Genomic DNA, 16,833 nt, shown 5'->3' with positions numbered 1-16,833 from the left:
GGAGAGGCTAACCTAAGTCTGCCGCGCCCGCCAGCACGGTGTCGCGTTCACGGTGCGCCGAGGGGTCGTGCTCGTCGGCCTCGGGCACGATCATCGGGGCGCCGGTCACGGGGTCCGGGAACACGCGCGCGTGCAGCCCGAAGGCGCGCTCGAGCAACGCGGGGGTCAGCACTTCGTGCGGTGCGCCGTCGGCAGCGACGCCGCCGTCGTGCAGGACGACGAGCCGGTCGGAGAACCGGGCCGCGAGCGACAGGTCGTGCAGGACCATCACGATGGTGGAGCCCTGCTCGCGGTTGAGTCGGCGCACCAGGCGCAGGACCTCGAGCTGGTGCGCGAGGTCCAGGTAGGTCGTCGGTTCGTCGAGCAGCAACGTGTCGGCCTGCTGCGCCACCACCAGGGCGATCCATGCACGCTGGCGCTGCCCGCCCGACAGGCTCGCGACGTCGCGGTGCGCGACGTCGGTCAGTCCGGTCGCCGCGATGGCCTGCTCGGCCACGTCGGCGTCGTCCGCGGTCCAGGGCTTCGCCCAGGACTGGTGTGGGTTGCGCCCGCGCATCACCAGGTCGAGCACGCTCGTGCCGGCGGGCGCGACGGGGGACTGCGGCAGGATCCCGAGCTTCCGGGCGACCTGGCGGTTCGGCTCCTTGCGGATCGGGGCGCCGTCGAGCAGGACCTCGCCGGACTGCGGCTTCAGCACCCGGCCGAAGGCCTTGAGCAGGGTCGACTTGCCGCAGCCGTTCGCGCCGAGGAACGTCGTCACGGTGCCCCGCTCGACCCGCAGGTCCAGGTCGGTCAGCACCGGGTGCCGGTCGTAGCCGACGGACAGGCCGCGGGCCTCGAGGACCGGGGTGGACGGGGGTGTCGTCATCGGGACATCTCCTTGCGGTGACGGATGAGGAGCCAGATCAGGTACGGCGCGCCGATCACGGTCGTGATGATGCCGACGGGCACCTGCCACGGGAACGCGGCGCGCGACAGCAGGTCCGCGGCGAGGACGAGTGCGGCGCCGAGCAGCCCGGCGAGCAGCAGGGGCGGGCGGTTCGTCCCGGCCAGCCGGAGCCCCACCTGCGGGACCACGAACGCCACGAAGCCGACCGGTCCCGCGGCGGCGACGGCAGCCGCGGTGAGCACGACGGCCAGTGCGATCACGAGCAGGCGGTGCCGCTGCACGGCGAGCCCCACCCCGGTGGCGACCTCGTCACCGAGCTGTCCGATGCCGAGCGCCGCGCTCGTCGCCAGTGCGATCGGCACCGCGACCGCGGCGACGATGAGCAGCGGCCAGACGCTGGACCACGAGGTGCTCGACAGGCTGCCGACGAGCCACTGCGACGCGGCGGTGGCGAGGGTGATCTTGGCGCGGACGAGCAGGTAGCTCGTCACCGCGTCGAGGGTCGCGCTGACGCCGATGCCGACCAGGATGAGCCGGTAGCTCTGCACCCCACCGCGCCAGCCGAGCCCGTACACGACGGCGGCGGCGATCAACGCACCGATCGTCGCGGCCACCGGGATCCCGCCGCTGAGCACGAACGAGGACACCGAGTACGTGCCACCGCCGAGCACGATGGCCGCCACGGCGCCGACGCTCGCCCCCGACGTCACGCCGATGATGTCCGGGGTGCCCAGGGGGTTCCGGGTGAAGGTCTGGGTCAGCGCCCCTGCGACGCCGAGCGTGAGACCGACGAGCGCCCCGGTGAGGACGCGCGGCAGTCGGAGTGTGGTGATGATGAAGGCGTCCGGGCCGGTCTCGAGCCCGACCAGGGAGCGGACGACGATGCCCGGGGCGATCCAGGTGGAGCCGATCGCGACGCCGAGGACGACGAGCACCAGGACGGCACCGAGCGACGCGACCGTGTACCAGAACACCCGGGGGCGCCAGGCGAGGCCGATCGGCCCGATGCGGACGCCGGCGCGGCCGGGCGCACGGACCGCTGCGCCCGTCACAGGGACACCAGCGATCGGCGACGGGCGACGGCGACGAACACGGGACCGCCGATGACGGCGAGGACGATGCCCACCTCGACCTCCGAGAACCCGCCGATGAGCCGCCCCACGACGTCGGCGAGCAGGACGAGCGCGGCGCCGACGAGTCCCGACACCGGCAGCGTCCACCGGTGCCCGGTCCCGACGAGTGCACGGGCGACGTGCGGCACGGTCAGGCCGACGAAGCCGATCGGGCCCGCGGCGGCGGTCGCGCCGGCAGCGAGCAGGGTGATGCCGCCGAGCCCGACGAGCCGCGCGACGAGCACGTTCTCGCCCAGGCCCTTCGCCAGGTCCGACCCGAGCCCGAGTGCGTCGAGGGCCCGGACGTTCACGACCGCGAGCACCAGCCCGGCGACCAGGAACGGCCACACCGCGCCGAGGACGTCGAGCTGCCGTGCGGCGAGGGAACCGACGACCCACAGTCGGTAGGCGTCGAGCGAGTCCTGGTCGGTCAGCACGACGAACGAGGTCAGCGCGCCCAGCAGGGCCGAGACCGCGGCGCCGGCGAGGGCGAGGGGGACCGGGCTGGCGGTGCCGCTGCCCGCGACGGTCACGGAGAACACCACGACGCTCGCGACCAGTGCGCCGCCGAGGGCGAACCACACCGTCGCGCCGGTGCTGGTCACCCCGAACACGTAGACGCCGAGGACGACGGCCAGCCCGGCCCCCGACGAGACCCCGAACAGTCCGGGGTCGGCGAGCGGGTTGCGGGTGTGCCCCTGCATCAGGAGCCCCGCGATCCCCAGGGCCGCACCGACGGCGGCACCGATGAGCGTGCGCGGGATCCGGGAGCCCCAGACGATCGCCTCGTCGGTGGTCGACCCGGTCCGCAACAGGCCGTCCAGCACCCGGTCGACGCCGATCCGGTTGCTGCCGAGGAGCATGCTCGCGACCGCCACCAGGACCAGCACGACGACCAGTGCGGCGATCACCAGGACGTGTCGGCGGACGGCGGTGCGGTGGACGCCGAGGGCGGTGGTCGCATCGGTGACGCGGGCCTCCGGGACGGAAGCCAGAGTGGGAGAGGGGGCTGGCACGGAGAACATCTTAGGTTAGCCTTGCCTCATGGCGAAGACCCCGCGGCTCCTGCCCGAGAATCCCCGGCTCTTCCGCGCCCGGGTCCTGCGGACCGAGCGCACCACGCCGTCGATGCACCGCGTCACCGTCACCGGCGACGACCTGCACGAGTTCCCGTTCCTGGGCTTCGACCACTGGTTCCGCCTGTTCACCGGGCGCCCGGACCAGGACGCGTTCCGGATGCCGGAGCTGGACGGCAAGAAGTGGTGGCCGACGTTCCTGGCCATCCCCGAGGACGTCCGCCCGCACTGCGCGAACTACACCGTCGCCGCGTTCCGCCCGATGCCCGACGGTACCGCGGAGATGGACATCGACTTCGTCGTGCACACCGACGCCGACGGCGAGCCCGAGGGCCGCGCCGCCATCTGGGCGTGTGCGGCCCGACCGGGCGACCAGCTGGCGATGCTCGACCAGGGCTGCATCTTCGACTGCCCGGACGACACCAGCGAGGTCGTCATCGCGGCCGAGGAGACCGGCCTGCCCGGCGTGCTCGGCATCGCCGCGTCGCTGCCGCGGGACACCGTCGGCCGCATCATCCAAGAGGTCCCCACCGCCGGCGACGTCCGCGAGATCGACGCACCCAGCGGGGTGACCGTCACGTGGATCGTCCGCGACGAGGTCGACCACCACGCCGTGCCGGGTCGCGCCGCGCTCGCCGAGCTGCAGCGGCTCGTGCCCGTCGATGACCGGGGCTACGCGTTCGTGGTCGGCGAGTCGACCCTGGCGACCGAAGGGCGCCGGCACCTGCACCGTGCGGGTCTGCCGAAGTCACGCATCACGTTCTCGGGCTTCTGGAAGCACGAGGCCAAGGAGTCCGTCTCCGCCTGAGCGGTGCCCGTTCCTTCCCATGGCGTGTGCGATGCCTGGTGCTATCGGGCCTACCGTCACAGAACTTCTCACCAGGTACGCCCGTTCTCGCCAGGTACGCCCGTTTCCGCCACGCGACCAAGACGACGGACGGGAGGCCCGGTGCCAGCTGGCACCGGGCCTCCCGTCCGTCGTGGGGTGGCGTCAGCCCTTGAGGCCGGAACCCGTCACGCCCTCCACGATCTGCCGCTGGAAGATCAGATACAGGATGATCAGCGGCAACGCCGCCAGGATCGCTCCGGCCTGGATGTCCGCGTAGCGCTGACCGAAGCTGCCCTGGACCGTGGCGAGCCCGACCGGGATCGTCATGAGGTCCGGGTTCGACAGCACGAACAGCGGCAGCAGCAGGTTGTTCCAGACACCGACGAACGTCAGGATCGTCACCGCGGCGATCACCGGACGCGACAGCGGCAGGATGACCGACCAGTAGATCTTCCAGATGTTCGCGCCGTCGATGCGTGCCGCCTCCTCCAGCTCCTTCGGGATCCCGTCGAAGAACTGCTTGAAGATGAACACCGCGATCACGGCCGGCACCTGCGGGAAGATGACCGACCAGTAGGTGTTCAGCAGGCCGACGGCGTTGAGCTCCTGGAAGATCGGGATGATCAGGACCTGCGTCGGGATCATGATCCCGAGGATGATGAGCAGGAACGCGATGTTCCGACCGCGGAACACCAGGCGGGACAGCGCGAACGCCGCCATCGAGGCGAACATGACGGTCAGGACGGCCGTCACGACGCTCGTGATGGCGCTGGCGAGGTACCAGTTCCAGATGTCGCCGGCCTGGAACAGTGCCGCGTAGGAGTGCAGCGTCGGGTTCCAGTTCGACAGGATCGAGTTCGCGCCGAGGGCGGCGACGCCGTTGTCGGACAGCGACGTCTTCAGGGCGAACAGGCTGGGGATGAGCCAGATGATCGCGAAGACGATCAGGATGATGCCGGCGACCAGGTTGAAGCCCTTGCCGGAGACGCCGATCTTGGCGGCGTTCGCGGGCGCGGCGGCCGAGACGCCGGTGCGGAGCTTGGCGCGGCCGGTGGTGATGCTCTCGGTGGCGGTCATGTCAGGCCCCGATCTCTCGCTTGGCGGCAGCGCGCTCGACGAGCTGCCGGATGACCGCGATCGCGACGATCACGATGAACAGGAGCACCGACGCTGCCGAGGCGGCGCCGAGTCGGTTGTCGGTGAAGCCGACGCCCGTGATGAGCTGCAGCGAGACCTGGGTGGAGATGCCCGGTCCGCCGTTCGTCATCAGGTACACCTGGTCGAAGATCTTCAGGCTCGCGATGATCTGCAGCAGGATGACCAGCGTCGTGGTGCGGCCGAGCAGCGGCAGCGTGATCGACTTGATCTGCTGCCAGTTCGACGCACCGTCGACGGCGGCCGCTTCGTACAGTTCGCGCGGGATCTCCTGCAGGCCGGCCAGGTAGAGCACGAAGTTGAAGCCGAGGGTCCACCAGACGGTGGCGATCGCGACACCGATCATCGCCGTGTTCGGGCTGGACAGCATGCCGGAGCCCGGGGTGAGGCCGATGGCCGACTGCATGCTGGCCCACAGGCCGGTCGCCGGCGTGAAGATGAACACCCAGATCAGCGAGATCGTCGCCGACGGCAGGATGAACGGCAGGAAGAACGCCAGTCGGAAGAACCACTGGCCGCGGTTCATCCGGTTCGTCAGGACGGCGAAGACGAACGCCAGGATGACGAGCGGCGGCGTCGTGTAGAGCGTGAACTGCAGGGTGTGCCAGAGCGACGACCAGAAGTCGGAGCGTCCGAGCATCTCCGCGTAGTTCGCGAACCCGGCGAAGCTGCCGAGGCCGGTGCGGACGGTCGAGGTGTTGAAGAAGCTCGAGACGATCATCCAGACCGTCGGGCCGAGCAGGAAGGCCACGTAGAACAGGCCGAACGGGGCGAGGAAGAGCCAGCCGCTGCGGCCCTGGCCACGGGTCAGGCTGGTGCCGTAGGTGCGGCTCCGGCGCGGGCGCGACGCGGTTGCGGCGTCGGTGGGCCGGTCGAGGACAGGTGCTGTGGTCACGTCATCGTGCCTTTCGCGCGGTGTTCACGGCGTTCACGTGCCGGGCAGGTGCACGCCCGGTGGTCGCGGGCCCGGTCACAGTGGGCTCGGGGTGTTCAGGTAGGTCGCGAGCTGCGACTTGATGGCACGGAGCGCCTGCGCGGGCGACGAGCTGCCCTGCTGCACGAGTGCCAGCTGGGCGCCGACGGTGCCCTCGAAGGTCGAGCCGGAGCCGCCGTACCAGGCGGGGTCGTCGAACACGGCGGTCTCGGCTGCGGCGGCGTAGTTCGACTGGGGCTTGAGCTCCTTGTAGGCGCTGCTGTCGAACGTCGGGATGTAGGCGGGCACGTGCCCGCCCTCGGCCCAGGTCAGGCTCTGCTCGAGCATCTGCTTGATGAAGAGCATGTGCTGCTTGCGCTGCTCCGGGGTGCGGTCCTTCTTCGGCAGCACGAACGTGTGCGAGTCCGCCTGCGTCGCGGGCTTGTCGTACAGCTGCGGGATCGGGGCCATGCCGAACTTCAGTCCCTTGATGGACTGCGCGGTGCTGATCTCCCACTCGCCCTGCATGAAGAAGCCGGCCTTGCCGTCGAACATCAGGGACTGCGCCGTGGCGTAGTCGAGCGCCTTGTTCATCCAGCCCTGCTTGACCCACTTCTGGGTGCGGCTGGTGACCTCGTTGTAGGCGTCCTCGTTGACCGTGAGCTTCGCGCCGCCGTCGCTGATGAAGGGGGTCGCGTCGTTGATCTGGTTGTACATCGTCCAGAAGAAGCGCCACGGGGTGGCGGTCTCCGGCACGACGTTGGCGACGTTGAGGGCCGTGCCGCCGGTGACCTTCGCGACCGCGGCGAGGGCGCTCTCGAACGTGTCCATGCCGGACAGGTCCTTGAGGTTGCCGTCGGCGTCCAGCAGGCCCGCCTTCTTGCACACGTCGACGTTGTAGAAGAGCACGAAGGGGTGCGTGTCGAGCGGGATGGCGACGTTGTTGCCGTCGGTCTTCTGTGCCGTCCACGCCTTCTGGTTGAAGTCGGCGGCGCTGAGGCCGACGCTCGCCAGGTCCTCGGACGTGATCGGGTCGAGCAGGTCGCCGTCCCACAGCGGCTTCGCCCGGGTCAGGTGGGCGACCGCGACGTCCGGCGGCTTGTTCCCGACGGTGGCCAGTGTCAGCTTCGAGTAGTACGGGTTGCCCCACGCGAACGTGGTGGCCTGCAGCGAGCTCGATCCGCCGTGCTGCTTCGCGTAGCCGTCCTCCATCGCCTGCATGCGGAGGCCGTCACCTCCGCCGAAGAGGTTCCAGAAGACGAGCGTCTCGGGGTTGAGCGCACTGCCGGCCAGGCCGGCTGCGATCGGGCTCGAGCACGCGGCGAGCGGCAGGACCGTCGCGGCCGCCGCTCCTGCGGCGAGGAAGCCGCGGCGCGAGAGGCGCGACGCGGGTGTTGCTGGGCGGTTCGGCATGGCATCACTCCATCGGGATGGGCCGGGCTCGGGAACAGGGTCGGTGCTCCCGCCGGAGCATCGCTGTTCCGGACACGGAGCAGTGGGTCCCTGTTCCGTGAGCGCTCACATTAGCCCTCGCGTTCGCTGTCCGCCACCCCTTTCGCGTCGGCGTGGAACCCGGTAGCGTTTCGGTCAGGTGAGCGCTCACTTTCGTGACGGTCCGCTTCGCTTCCCGAACGCCGGACCGTGCCCGCCCACCGCATGACCCGCAGTACCCGCTCTCGCACGATCGAAGGAGATCCATGCCCCGCACACACCTCGTCCTCGACGCCGCGTTCACCGTGGGGCCGGTGCGACGTCGCCTGTTCGGCGGGTTCGTCGAGCACCTCGGCCGCCACGTCTACGACGGCATCCACGAGCCCGCGCACGAGACCGCCGACGAGCACGGCTTCCGCAAGGACGTCGTCGAGCTCGTCAAGGAACTCGGCGTCTCCGCCATCCGCTACCCGGGCGGCAACTTCGTCTCCGGCTACAAGTGGGAGGACGGCGTCGGCCCCGTCGAGCAGCGCCCGAAGCGCCTCGACCTGGCCTGGCACTCGACCGAGACGAACGAGGTCGGCCTGCACGAGTTCCAGCACTGGCTCGACCAGGTCGGCTCCGAACTCATGCTCGCCGTCAACCTCGGCACGCGCGGCACCGCCGAGGCGATCGAGCTCCTCGAGTACGCGAACATCGACGCCGGCACCGCACTGTCCCAGTACCGCAAGTCGAACGGCCGTCAGGAGCCCTTCGCCATCAAGATGTGGTGCCTCGGCAACGAGATGGACGGCCCGTGGCAGCTCGGCCACAAGAACGCCGAGGACTACGGCAAGCTCGCCGCCATGACCGCCAAGGCCATGCGGCAGATCCAGCCAGACCTCGAGCTGGTCGCCTGCGGTTCCTCCGGAGCGTCGATGCCGACGTTCGGCGAGTGGGAGCGCACCGTCCTCGAGCACACCTACGACGACGTGGACTACATCTCGGCGCACGCCTACTACGAAGAGGGCGACGACCTGGCGTCGTTCCTCGCCGCCGGCGTCAACATGGACCACTTCATCAAGACGGTCACCACCGCCGCCGACCACGTGCAGGCGCAGAAGAAGTCCGACAAGCGCATCGACATCTCGTTCGACGAGTGGAACGTCTGGTCGATCTCGAAGTGGAACGAGCAGCAGAAGACCTTCGGGCCGCAGGACTGGCCGGTCGCCCCGCGCCTGCTCGAGGACGTCTACACCGTCGCCGACGCCGTCGTCGTGGGTGGGCTCCTCATCTCGCTGCTCCGCCACGCGGACCGCGTCGCCTCGGCCTCGCTCGCGCAGCTCGTCAACGTGATCGGCCCGATCATGACCGAGCCCGGCGGCCCGGCCTGGCGCCAGACGACGTTCTTCCCGTTCTCGCTGACGTCGCGCCTGGCGAACGGCACGTCGCTGCAGGTCAAGGCCTCGGGTGACACCGTCGACGGCGGCAAGTACGGCGAGGTGCCGGTCGTGGACTCGGCCGCCACCGTGACCGAGGACGGCAAGGCAGCGGTCTTCCTGGTCAACCGCCACCCGTCCGAGTCGACCACCGTCACGATCGACCTCGCGGGCCTGGCGGCCTCGGGTGACGTCCGTGCCGAGGGCATCTGGGACGACGACATCCACGCCGTGAACGACCTGTCGTCCACCGAGCGCGTCGGGCTCCGCACGAACGAGACGGTCAGCCGCGACGGCGACACCATCACGATCGAGCTGCCGCCCGTGTCCTGGACCGCCGTGTCGATCGGCTGAGACGCCTCGGCGTGCGCTGCGGCGGGCGTCGAGTGAGCACAGAGGACGTCGGGCGCTCGCGCCCGACGTCCTCTGCTCGTTCCCGCGCGCTGGCGCGCGGCGGGGCCGAGTCTCGGCCTGGGCGACACTTCTCGCGCCCGCGGCCGCGAGATCGGTCGCTCACCGCGAGTCTCGGCGTGGCGTGCCCGAGACTCGGCCGTCCGCCGGACGGGAGGCCCGTGGCGGGCTGGCACCGTGCCTCCCGTCCGGTGGGTCCAGGCATTGCGGGCCGAGTCTCGGCCTGGGCGACACTTCTCGCGCCCGCGGCCGCGAAATCGGTCGCTCACCGCGAGTCTCGCGGCGCGGCCGGCGGCCGGGCCGCGTCAGCGCGCGGGCGGGGGCGCGGTGCTCGACCGCTCCACCAGGCGCACGGGCACCAGGTCGGGGGCGGAGGACACGGACTCGCCGTCGATCTGGCCGAGCAGGTTCGCGACCGCTCGGCGCCCGACCTCGTCGAACGACTGGTGCACGGTGGTGAGCGGCGGCCAGAAGGAGTCGGACTCGGGGGAGTCGTCGAACCCCACGACGCTGAGCGACGACGGCACGGACCGCCCGGACTCGTGTGCGGCGCGGAGCACCCCGAGGGCGGTCTGGTCGTTCGCGGCGAACACCGCGGTGATGTCCGGGCGTGCGGCGATCTCGAGCCCTGCCGAGTAGCCGTGCTCGGTCGTCCAGCCGCCGTGGAAGACCGGCGGGACGACCCGTCCGGCGCGCGACAGGGTGTCCTGCCACGCGGCCAACCGGCGTGCGGCGGAGTACGACGAGGTCGGTCCGGCGACGTGCCAGACGGTCTCGTGGCCCAGGTCGAGCAGGTGCTGTGTTGCCTGGCGGGCACCGTCGGTCTGATCGGTGTCGATCGCCGGGTGCTCGGTGCTGCCGGTGGAGTCGACGATGACCATCGGCACGCCGTCGGGCAGGACGACCTCGGCCGTGTCGATGATGTGCGACTCGATGATGATCACGACGCCGTCGACGGCCTGCTCGTGCAGGCGGGAGAACGCGGAGCGGACGCCTTCCTCGGTGCGCGAGGCCATCGGCAGCAGCGTGATCGTGAAGTCGGCGGCACCGGCGGCGTCGGCGATCGCCTCGAGCGTGCGCATGTTGCCGAAGGACGCGAGCGTGAACATGATCACGCCGATGGTGCGGAAGCGCCCTGATCGCAGGGCGCGGGCTGCGCGGTTCGGGCGGTAGCCGAGGGCGTCCATCGCGCGCTGGACCCGGTCGCGGGTGTCCGGGCTGACGTTGTCGAACCCTCGGGCGACACGGGAGACCGTCTGCATGGAGACCCCGGCTGCGTCGGCGACGGCGGCCATCGAGGGCGAGCGGCGGGTGCCGGCGGGGGACTCGGTCGTCATCGGCTCGCTCCTTCCGTTGCGGGTTCGCGCAGTCTGCCTCCCCGGACGGTAGTGCATGTTGACGTTGCCATGCTATCGTCCTGACGTTCGATGTTGACGTCAACATCGATGTTCACCCCGGACCTCTGATCCGTCCGGGGCTGCGACGTCGACATCGACCACCCGAACGCAGCAGACGAAGGAGTCACATGAGCACGCTCGCAGCGCGGCCCGGCGAAGCAGCCGCAGCGCAGCCGGCAGCACCCCGCCCGGCCGGTCGTCGGACCAAGGCGCGCGGACGCTGGACCGGCTGGCTCTTCGTCGGCCCCTTCGTGGTCGTCCTCGTCGCCATGCTCATCGTCCCGATCGGCTACGCCCTCTGGCTCAGCCTGTTCCGCGACCAGCTCATCGGCGGCAACCAGTTCGTCTGGTTCGCCAACTACGTGCAGCTCTTCCAGGACGCCAAGTTCTGGTCCGGCTTCGGCCGCGTCGCGATCTTCCTGGTCGTCCAGGTGCCGATCATGCTCGGGCTCGCACTCGTCGCCGCCCTCGCGCTCGACAGCGCGCGACTCTGGGGCACGTCGTTCTTCCGCATCGCGGTCTTCCTGCCCTACGCCGTCCCCGGTGTCGTCGCGGCCCTGATCTGGGGCTTCATCTACGGCAACCAGTTCGGTCTCACCGGCGCCGCGAACGATGCCCTCGGCATCGACCTGCTGCAGCCCTTCAGCCCCACCTGGGTCCTGACGAGCATCGGCAACGTGGTCACGTGGGAGTTCCTCGGCTACAACATGCTGATCTTCTACGCCGCACTCCGCACGGTGCCCGGTGAGCTGTACGAGGCCGCCGAGCTCGACGGCGCCGGCCCCCTGCGCACGGTGTTCTCGATCAAGCTCCCGGCGCTCCGCGGCCCGATGGTCATCGCCACGATCTTCTCCATCATCGGCAGCTTCCAGCTCTTCAACGAGCCGAACCTGCTCAAGACGCTCGCACCGAACGTCATCGGCAGCGCCTTCACCCCGAACATGTACGCCTACTCGCTGTCCTTCAGCGGTCAGCAGTTCAACTACTCCGCCACGGTCGCGATCGTGATGGGCGTGATCACCGCGGTGATCGCCTACGTCGTCCAGGTCCGCGGCACCCGCGAGGAGAACCGATGAGCACCATCCAGCACCCCGCCGGGCCCGCAGCGGCCACGGTGACCGAGGCGACCACGACGCAACGTGCGCCGCGCACCCGCTCGATCCGCGCCTCCAAGAAGGCCGAGGAGCACGTCGACGGACGCAAGCCGAAGCGTTCCGGCCTGCTGACCGCGGTCATGGTCGTCTTCGTCGTGTACTCGTTCGCGCCGCTGTTCTACCTGCTCGTGAACAGCACGAAGACGCAGGCGTCGCTGCTGTCGACCTTCGGCCTCTGGTTCGGCGGGGACTTCAACCTCTGGCAGAACATCGTCGACACCGTCACGTACAACGACGGCATCTTCCTGCAGTGGTTCGGCAACACGCTGCTCTACGTGGTCGTCGGTGCGGGTGGCGCCACGCTGCTCGCGACCGTCGCCGGCTACGGTATGGCGAAGTTCCAGTTCCCCGGACGCCGCGCGGTGTTCGCCATCGTGCTCGGTGCCATCGCGGTCCCCGGCACGGCGCTGGCGGTCCCGACCTTCCTGCTCTTCTCGCAGGTCGGCCTGACCAACACCCCGTGGTCGATCATCCTGCCGTCGCTCATCAGCCCGTTCGGCATGTACCTGATCTGGACCTACGCGGTCGACGCGATCCCCGCCGAGCTCCTCGAAGCCGCCCGCATGGACGGCGCCGGTGAGTTCCGGATCTTCTTCACCATCGCGCTCCGCCTGCTCGCTCCAGGTGTCGTCACCGTCCTGCTCTTCGCGGTCGTCGCCACCTGGAACAACTACTTCCTGCCGCTCATCATGCTGAGCGACCCGAAGTGGTACCCCCTGACGGTCGGCCTGAACCAGTGGAACGCCCAGGCCACCGGGTCCGGCGCGCAGCCGATCTACAACCTCGTCGTCACGGGATCGCTCCTCACGATCATCCCGATCGTGGTCGCGTTCCTCTTCCTCCAGCGCTTCTGGCAGTCCGGCCTCGCGGCCGGGTCGGTCAAGGCCTGACACAGCACGCTCCACCCCCCCTCTCCACGAAGAAGTGAAAGGCACCCCCATGAACAAGCGTCTCCGGCGCGGGCTCAGCGCCCTCGCCATCGGCGTCACCGCCGCGATCGCCCTCGCTGCCTGCGCGTCCGGCGGCTCGTCCTCCGGCGGTTCGTCGGACGACATCGACAAGGCCCTGAAGGACGGTGGCACCCTGACCTACTGGTCCTGGACCCCCTCCGCCAAGGCCCAGGTCGCCGCGTTCGAGAAGCAGTACCCCAAGGTGAAGGTCAAGCTGGTCAACGCCGGCACCGGTGCCGACCAGTACACCAAGCTGCAGAACACCGTGAAGGCCGGCTCCGGCGCCCCCGACGTCGCCCAGGTCGAGTACTTCGCGCTGCCGCAGTTCGCCCTGTCCGACTCGCTCCTCGACCTGTCCGGCTACGGCTTCGACTCGCTCGAGGACAAGTTCGCCAAGAGCACCTGGAGCTCGGTCTCGATCGACGGCAAGGTCTACGGCCTGCCGCAGGACTCCGGCCCCATGGCGCTGTTCTACAACAAGACGGTCTTCGACAAGCACGACATCGCCGTGCCGAAGACGTGGGACGAGTACGTCACCGCCGCGAAGAAGCTGCACGAGGCCGACCCGAACGCGTACATCGCGGCCGACTCCGGCGACGCCGGCTTCACCACGAGCATGATCGCCCAGGCCGGTGGCACCCCGTTCACCACCGACGGCGACAAGGTCACGATCAACCTGCAGGACGCGGGCACCAAGAAGTGGACGAGCACCTGGAACGAGCTCGTCGAGCAGGGCCTGCTGTCGAAGACCGTCGGCTGGACCGACGACTGGTACAAGCAGCTCGGCAACGGTGAGATCGCCACGATGATCACCGGCGCCTGGATGCCCGGCAACCTGGAGTCCGGCGTCGCCCAGGCCTCGGGTGACTGGCGCGTCGCCCCGATGCCGACCTACGACGGCGGCACCGCCCAGACCGCGAACAACGGCGGCAGCGCCGAGGTCGTCATGAAGCAGTCGAAGAACCCGGCCCTCGCCGCGGGCTTCCTGAAGTGGCTGAACTCGTCGAAGGCGTCGACCGACGTCTTCATGAAGTCCGGTGGGTTCCCCTCGACCACCGCTGACCTCGACTCGTCGGCCTTCCTCGACGAGAAGCCGGAGTACTTCGGCGGCCAGCAGATCAACAAGGTGCTCGTCGACGCGTCGAAGTCCTCGGACAACGACTTCACCTACCTGCCGTACCAGGTGTACGCGAACAGCGTCTACGCCGACACCGTCGGTCAGGCGTACGAGAACGGCACCTCGCTCGACGCCGGCCTCGAGGCCTGGCAGAAGGCCCTCGCCAAGTACGGCAAGGACCAGGGCTTCACGGTCTCGACCAAGTAGCACCGCACCCTCGGCGGGGCCGTGCGGACACGTCCGCACGGCCCCGCTCCACGCCCGGCTCCGGCCGGCCATGAGAAAGTCACACCATGCGATTCGCCATCGGCGACACCGACTTCCTGCTCGACGGCGAGCCGCACCGGGTCCTGTCCGGCGCGATCCACTACTTCCGCGTGCACCCCGACCTGTGGGCCGACCGCATCCGCAAGGCCAAGCTGATGGGGCTCAACACCATCGAGACCTACGTCGCCTGGAACGCGCACGCCCCGGCGCCCGACGTCTTCGACCTGACCGGCGGGCTCGACCTGGGCCGGTTCCTCGACCTGGTCGCCGCCGAGGGCATGCACGCCATCGTCCGTCCCGGCCCCTACATCTGCGCGGAGTGGACCAACGGCGGCCTGCCGTACTGGCTCTTCGCCGACGGCACCGTCGGCGTCCGACGCGACGAGCCGGGGTTCCTCGCCGCCGTTTCCTCGTACCTGCACGCGTTGGCGCCGGTGCTGGTCCCGCGGCAGATCGACAACGGCGGACCCATCGTCCTGGTGCAGGTCGAGAACGAGTACGGCGCCTACGGTTCCGACCCCGTCTACCTGTCGAAGCTCGAGCAGATGCACCGGGCGATCGGGCTCACCGTCCCCTTCACGAGCGTCGACCAGCCGATGGGCACGATGCTCGAGGACGGCTCGCTGCCGTCGCTGCACAAGACCGGCTCGTTCGGCTCGCGGTCCGTCGCCCGCCTCGAGCGCCTGCGGCAGGCCCAGCCCACCGGCCCCCTGATGTGCTCCGAGTTCTGGGACGGCTGGTTCGACAGCTGGGGCGAGCACCACCACACCACGCCGGCGGCCGCCTCGGCAACGGACCTGGACGACCTGCTCGCCGCCGGCGGCTCGGTCAACATCTACATGTTCCACGGCGGCACGAACTTCGGCTTCACGAACGGCGCGAACGACAAGGGCGTCTACCGTCCGATCGCGACGTCCTACGACTACGACGCCCCGCTCGACGAGGCCGGTCGGCCGACCCCGAAGTTCCACGCCTTCCGCGCGGTCATCGAGCGCTACGCGCCCGTGCCGCCGCTACCGGCATCGATGGAGCCGGGTGGATCGGGTCGGCTCGCGTCCGATGCTGCGGACGGAGCCGACCGGGAGGCCCGGGTCGTCCCCGCCACGGACCTCGCCGTCCGCCTGGACCGCGTCGCGTCGCTGCGCTCCCTGCTGCCCACGCTCACGACGTGGTCGGCGCACGACGAGCCGCCGACGTTCGACGCCCTCGGTGCGGCCAGCGGCTTCGTCCTGTACCGGGCCGAGGTGGACCTGCCGTCCGGCGGCGTGCTGACCGTCGGCACCGAGGTCCGCGACCGCGCGATCGTGTCCGTCGACGGTGTGGTCGTGGGCGTCCTGGAGCGCGAGCACCACGACCGTGCGATCGCCCTGCCGCCGGTGACCGGGACGCTCGAACTGCTCGTCGAGGAACAGGGGCGGGTCGACTACGGCATCCGGATCGGCGAGCCGAAGGGCCTGATCGGCGGGGTCGCCGTCGACGGGGTCCCGCTCTCGCGCTGGACCGCGTCGCCGTTGGCGCTCGACCCGATCGCCCCGTCCGCCCTCGATGCGCTGTCCGCCGTGGAACCGGCCGACGGCGAGGTGCTCGCCGGGCCGACGTTCGCCACGGGGTCGTTCGACCTCGACGCGGTGGACGACCGCTCCCTGTCGCTCGACGGCTTCCGCAAGGGTGTCGCCTGGGTCAACGGGTTCTGCCTCGGCCGGTACTGGTCGCGCGGCCCGCAGCAGACCCTGGCGATCCCGGGGCCGGTGCTCCGCCACGGTCGCAACGAGCTCGTCGTGTTCGAGTTGCACGCGTCGGCGTCCCGGACGGCCCACTTGCTCGTGCAGCCCGACCTGGGGCACACCGAGGCGTAGCCGCGCGTACTTGGTCGAATCGGGCGTACCTTGTCGGAACTTCCGACCAGGTACGCCCGATTCCGCTTTCCACCGCGGGTGTCATGGGACGTTTCGGACTTCGTGAGTCGCTGCCCACGCCCGCACCTCGAGGAGCGCCTCGCGTCGCCAGCGCCAGAGCGGGGCGAACCTCGTGCCGTCGTCCTCCCATGCTCGGGTCAGCAGCCAGATCTGCCGTCGGCGGTCGACCCCGCGATCGTCGCGCCACTCGACGTACGCGTCGTCGAGCACCGCGGTGACGCCCGCACGCGGTGCGGTCCACGACGACAGGAAGCCGGAGTACCGGAGGGTCTTGTCGGACAGGTGCACGGCGACACGTCGGAGCCTGGCCGTGGCCCAGGTCCCGCCGGCGATGAAGGCGACGCCGAGGACGAAGACGAACACCCGCGCCGATGCTCCGGGCACGAAGGCCACGCTCGCAAGTGCGACTCCTGTCCCGATCATCACCGGGCCGAACACGATGAGGTTCAGGATGCGCTCCAGGCGCGGCGGACGGATCGTCGTCACGGCAGAGCGTCCAGGTCGGCCAGGGCCTGCTCGGCGTCGGCGATCCGATCGGCCTCGGGCCGCGTCCACCACTCCGGTCCCCGTTCGCCCAGGCCGTGCTTGGCCAGCCCGTTCCGGTGCCGCGCCGCAGCTAGTGCTCCGTCGTCGTCCGCACGCTTGGCCTGCTTGACGGCGTTCCGCCCGCGGCCGAGGTGGCTCCGGAGCGCCGCAGCGATGTCCTCGGGCAGCGCGGGGTCGGTGCGGCGCCAGCGTCGGCCGTCCACGACGAAGAAGTGGTCGTCGGGCTCGGCGGTCATGGTCCGAGTCTGCACC

General features: G+C 70.0%; 15 protein-coding genes. 6 read left to right on the top strand and 9 right to left on the bottom strand.

The annotated features are described in order from the left end of the window. Window positions 1-7: 7 nt before the first annotated feature. The 3 genes from KZI27_RS15740 to KZI27_RS15730 are packed head-to-tail and all read right to left on the bottom strand — an operon-like array spanning window position 8 to window position 3,017. Window positions 8-868: an ABC transporter ATP-binding protein gene (locus KZI27_RS15740; RefSeq protein ID WP_222658347.1), complete on the bottom strand. Its 861-nt coding sequence runs from the start codon at window positions 866-868 to the stop codon at window positions 8-10. After that, window positions 865-1,941: a FecCD family ABC transporter permease gene (locus KZI27_RS15735; protein ID WP_261783927.1), complete on the bottom strand. Its 1,077-nt coding sequence runs from the start codon at window positions 1,939-1,941 to the stop codon at window positions 865-867. Before KZI27_RS15735 ends, KZI27_RS15740 begins: the two co-directional genes overlap by 4 nt. Beyond that, window positions 1,938-3,017 (bottom strand): FecCD family ABC transporter permease, encoded by a 1,080-nt coding sequence (locus tag KZI27_RS15730; protein ID WP_261783926.1) that lies wholly within the window; start codon window positions 3,015-3,017, stop codon window positions 1,938-1,940. The genes KZI27_RS15735 and KZI27_RS15730 overlap by 4 nt, the downstream gene beginning before the upstream one ends. Window positions 3,018-3,045: 28 nt before the next feature. Between KZI27_RS15730 and KZI27_RS15725 the strand changes: the two genes are divergently transcribed. Next, complete coding sequence (locus KZI27_RS15725) at window positions 3,046-3,885, top strand: siderophore-interacting protein (protein WP_222658345.1); 840 nt, start codon at window positions 3,046-3,048, stop codon at window positions 3,883-3,885. Between the two features lie 183 nt (window positions 3,886-4,068). Here KZI27_RS15725 and KZI27_RS15720 read toward each other — a convergent pair whose 3' ends face one another. The 3 genes from KZI27_RS15720 to KZI27_RS15710 form a co-directional block, all read right to left on the bottom strand. Next, window positions 4,069-4,983: a carbohydrate ABC transporter permease gene (locus KZI27_RS15720; RefSeq protein ID WP_123314121.1), complete on the bottom strand. Its 915-nt coding sequence runs from the start codon at window positions 4,981-4,983 to the stop codon at window positions 4,069-4,071. Window position 4,984: 1 nt separating this feature from the next. Next, on the bottom strand, window positions 4,985-5,956 hold the full coding sequence (locus KZI27_RS15715; RefSeq protein ID WP_222658344.1) for a carbohydrate ABC transporter permease: 972 nt from the start codon (window positions 5,954-5,956) through the stop codon (window positions 4,985-4,987). A gap of 75 nt (window positions 5,957-6,031) precedes the next feature. Continuing rightward, entirely contained in the window at window positions 6,032-7,387 is a 1,356-nt protein-coding gene (locus KZI27_RS15710; RefSeq protein WP_222658343.1) for an extracellular solute-binding protein, read from the bottom strand. 284 nt (window positions 7,388-7,671) lie between these two features. Between KZI27_RS15710 and KZI27_RS15705 the strand changes: the two genes are divergently transcribed. Continuing rightward, a complete protein-coding gene (locus tag KZI27_RS15705; RefSeq protein ID WP_222658342.1) occupies window positions 7,672-9,177 on the top strand; it encodes an alpha-N-arabinofuranosidase in 1,506 nt (501 codons plus the stop codon). Window positions 9,178-9,539: 362 nt separating this feature from the next. Here KZI27_RS15705 and KZI27_RS15700 read toward each other — a convergent pair whose 3' ends face one another. After that, on the bottom strand, window positions 9,540-10,571 hold the full coding sequence (locus KZI27_RS15700) for a LacI family DNA-binding transcriptional regulator (protein ID WP_222658341.1): 1,032 nt from the start codon (window positions 10,569-10,571) through the stop codon (window positions 9,540-9,542). A 188-nt stretch (window positions 10,572-10,759) separates the two neighbouring features. Here KZI27_RS15700 and KZI27_RS15695 point away from each other — a divergent pair, with 188 nt between their 5' ends. From KZI27_RS15695 to KZI27_RS15680, 4 genes are all read left to right on the top strand, one after another. Next, window positions 10,760-11,707 carry a carbohydrate ABC transporter permease gene (locus KZI27_RS15695; protein WP_123314116.1) on the top strand — a complete coding sequence of 316 codons (948 nt, stop codon included), beginning with the start codon at window positions 10,760-10,762 and terminating at the stop codon, window positions 11,705-11,707. Next, window positions 11,704-12,675 carry a carbohydrate ABC transporter permease gene (locus tag KZI27_RS15690; RefSeq protein ID WP_222658340.1) on the top strand — a complete coding sequence of 324 codons (972 nt, stop codon included), beginning with the start codon at window positions 11,704-11,706 and terminating at the stop codon, window positions 12,673-12,675. Before KZI27_RS15695 ends, KZI27_RS15690 begins: the two co-directional genes overlap by 4 nt. 49 nt (window positions 12,676-12,724) lie before the next feature. Beyond that, window positions 12,725-14,059 (top strand): ABC transporter substrate-binding protein, encoded by a 1,335-nt coding sequence (locus KZI27_RS15685; RefSeq protein ID WP_185021482.1) that lies wholly within the window; start codon window positions 12,725-12,727, stop codon window positions 14,057-14,059. 86 nt (window positions 14,060-14,145) lie between these two features. Then, window positions 14,146-15,975 (top strand): glycoside hydrolase family 35 protein, encoded by a 1,830-nt coding sequence (locus KZI27_RS15680; RefSeq protein WP_222658339.1) that lies wholly within the window; start codon window positions 14,146-14,148, stop codon window positions 15,973-15,975. A gap of 81 nt (window positions 15,976-16,056) precedes the next feature. Here the strand turns inward: KZI27_RS15680 and KZI27_RS15675 are convergent, their stop codons facing one another. Both KZI27_RS15675 and KZI27_RS15670 read right to left on the bottom strand, forming a co-directional pair. After that, window positions 16,057-16,521 carry a hypothetical protein gene (locus tag KZI27_RS15675; RefSeq protein WP_222658338.1) on the bottom strand — a complete coding sequence of 155 codons (465 nt, stop codon included), beginning with the start codon at window positions 16,519-16,521 and terminating at the stop codon, window positions 16,057-16,059. Continuing rightward, entirely contained in the window at window positions 16,518-16,817 is a 300-nt protein-coding gene (locus KZI27_RS15670; RefSeq protein WP_222658337.1) for a biopolymer transporter Tol, read from the bottom strand. The genes KZI27_RS15675 and KZI27_RS15670 overlap by 4 nt, the downstream gene beginning before the upstream one ends. Window positions 16,818-16,833: the final 16 nt, after the last annotated feature.

Source organism: Curtobacterium sp. TC1, assembly GCF_019844075.1.
GTDB lineage: Bacteria > Actinomycetota > Actinomycetes > Actinomycetales > Microbacteriaceae > Curtobacterium.
This window is presented reverse-complemented; position numbering and strand designations above follow the sequence as displayed.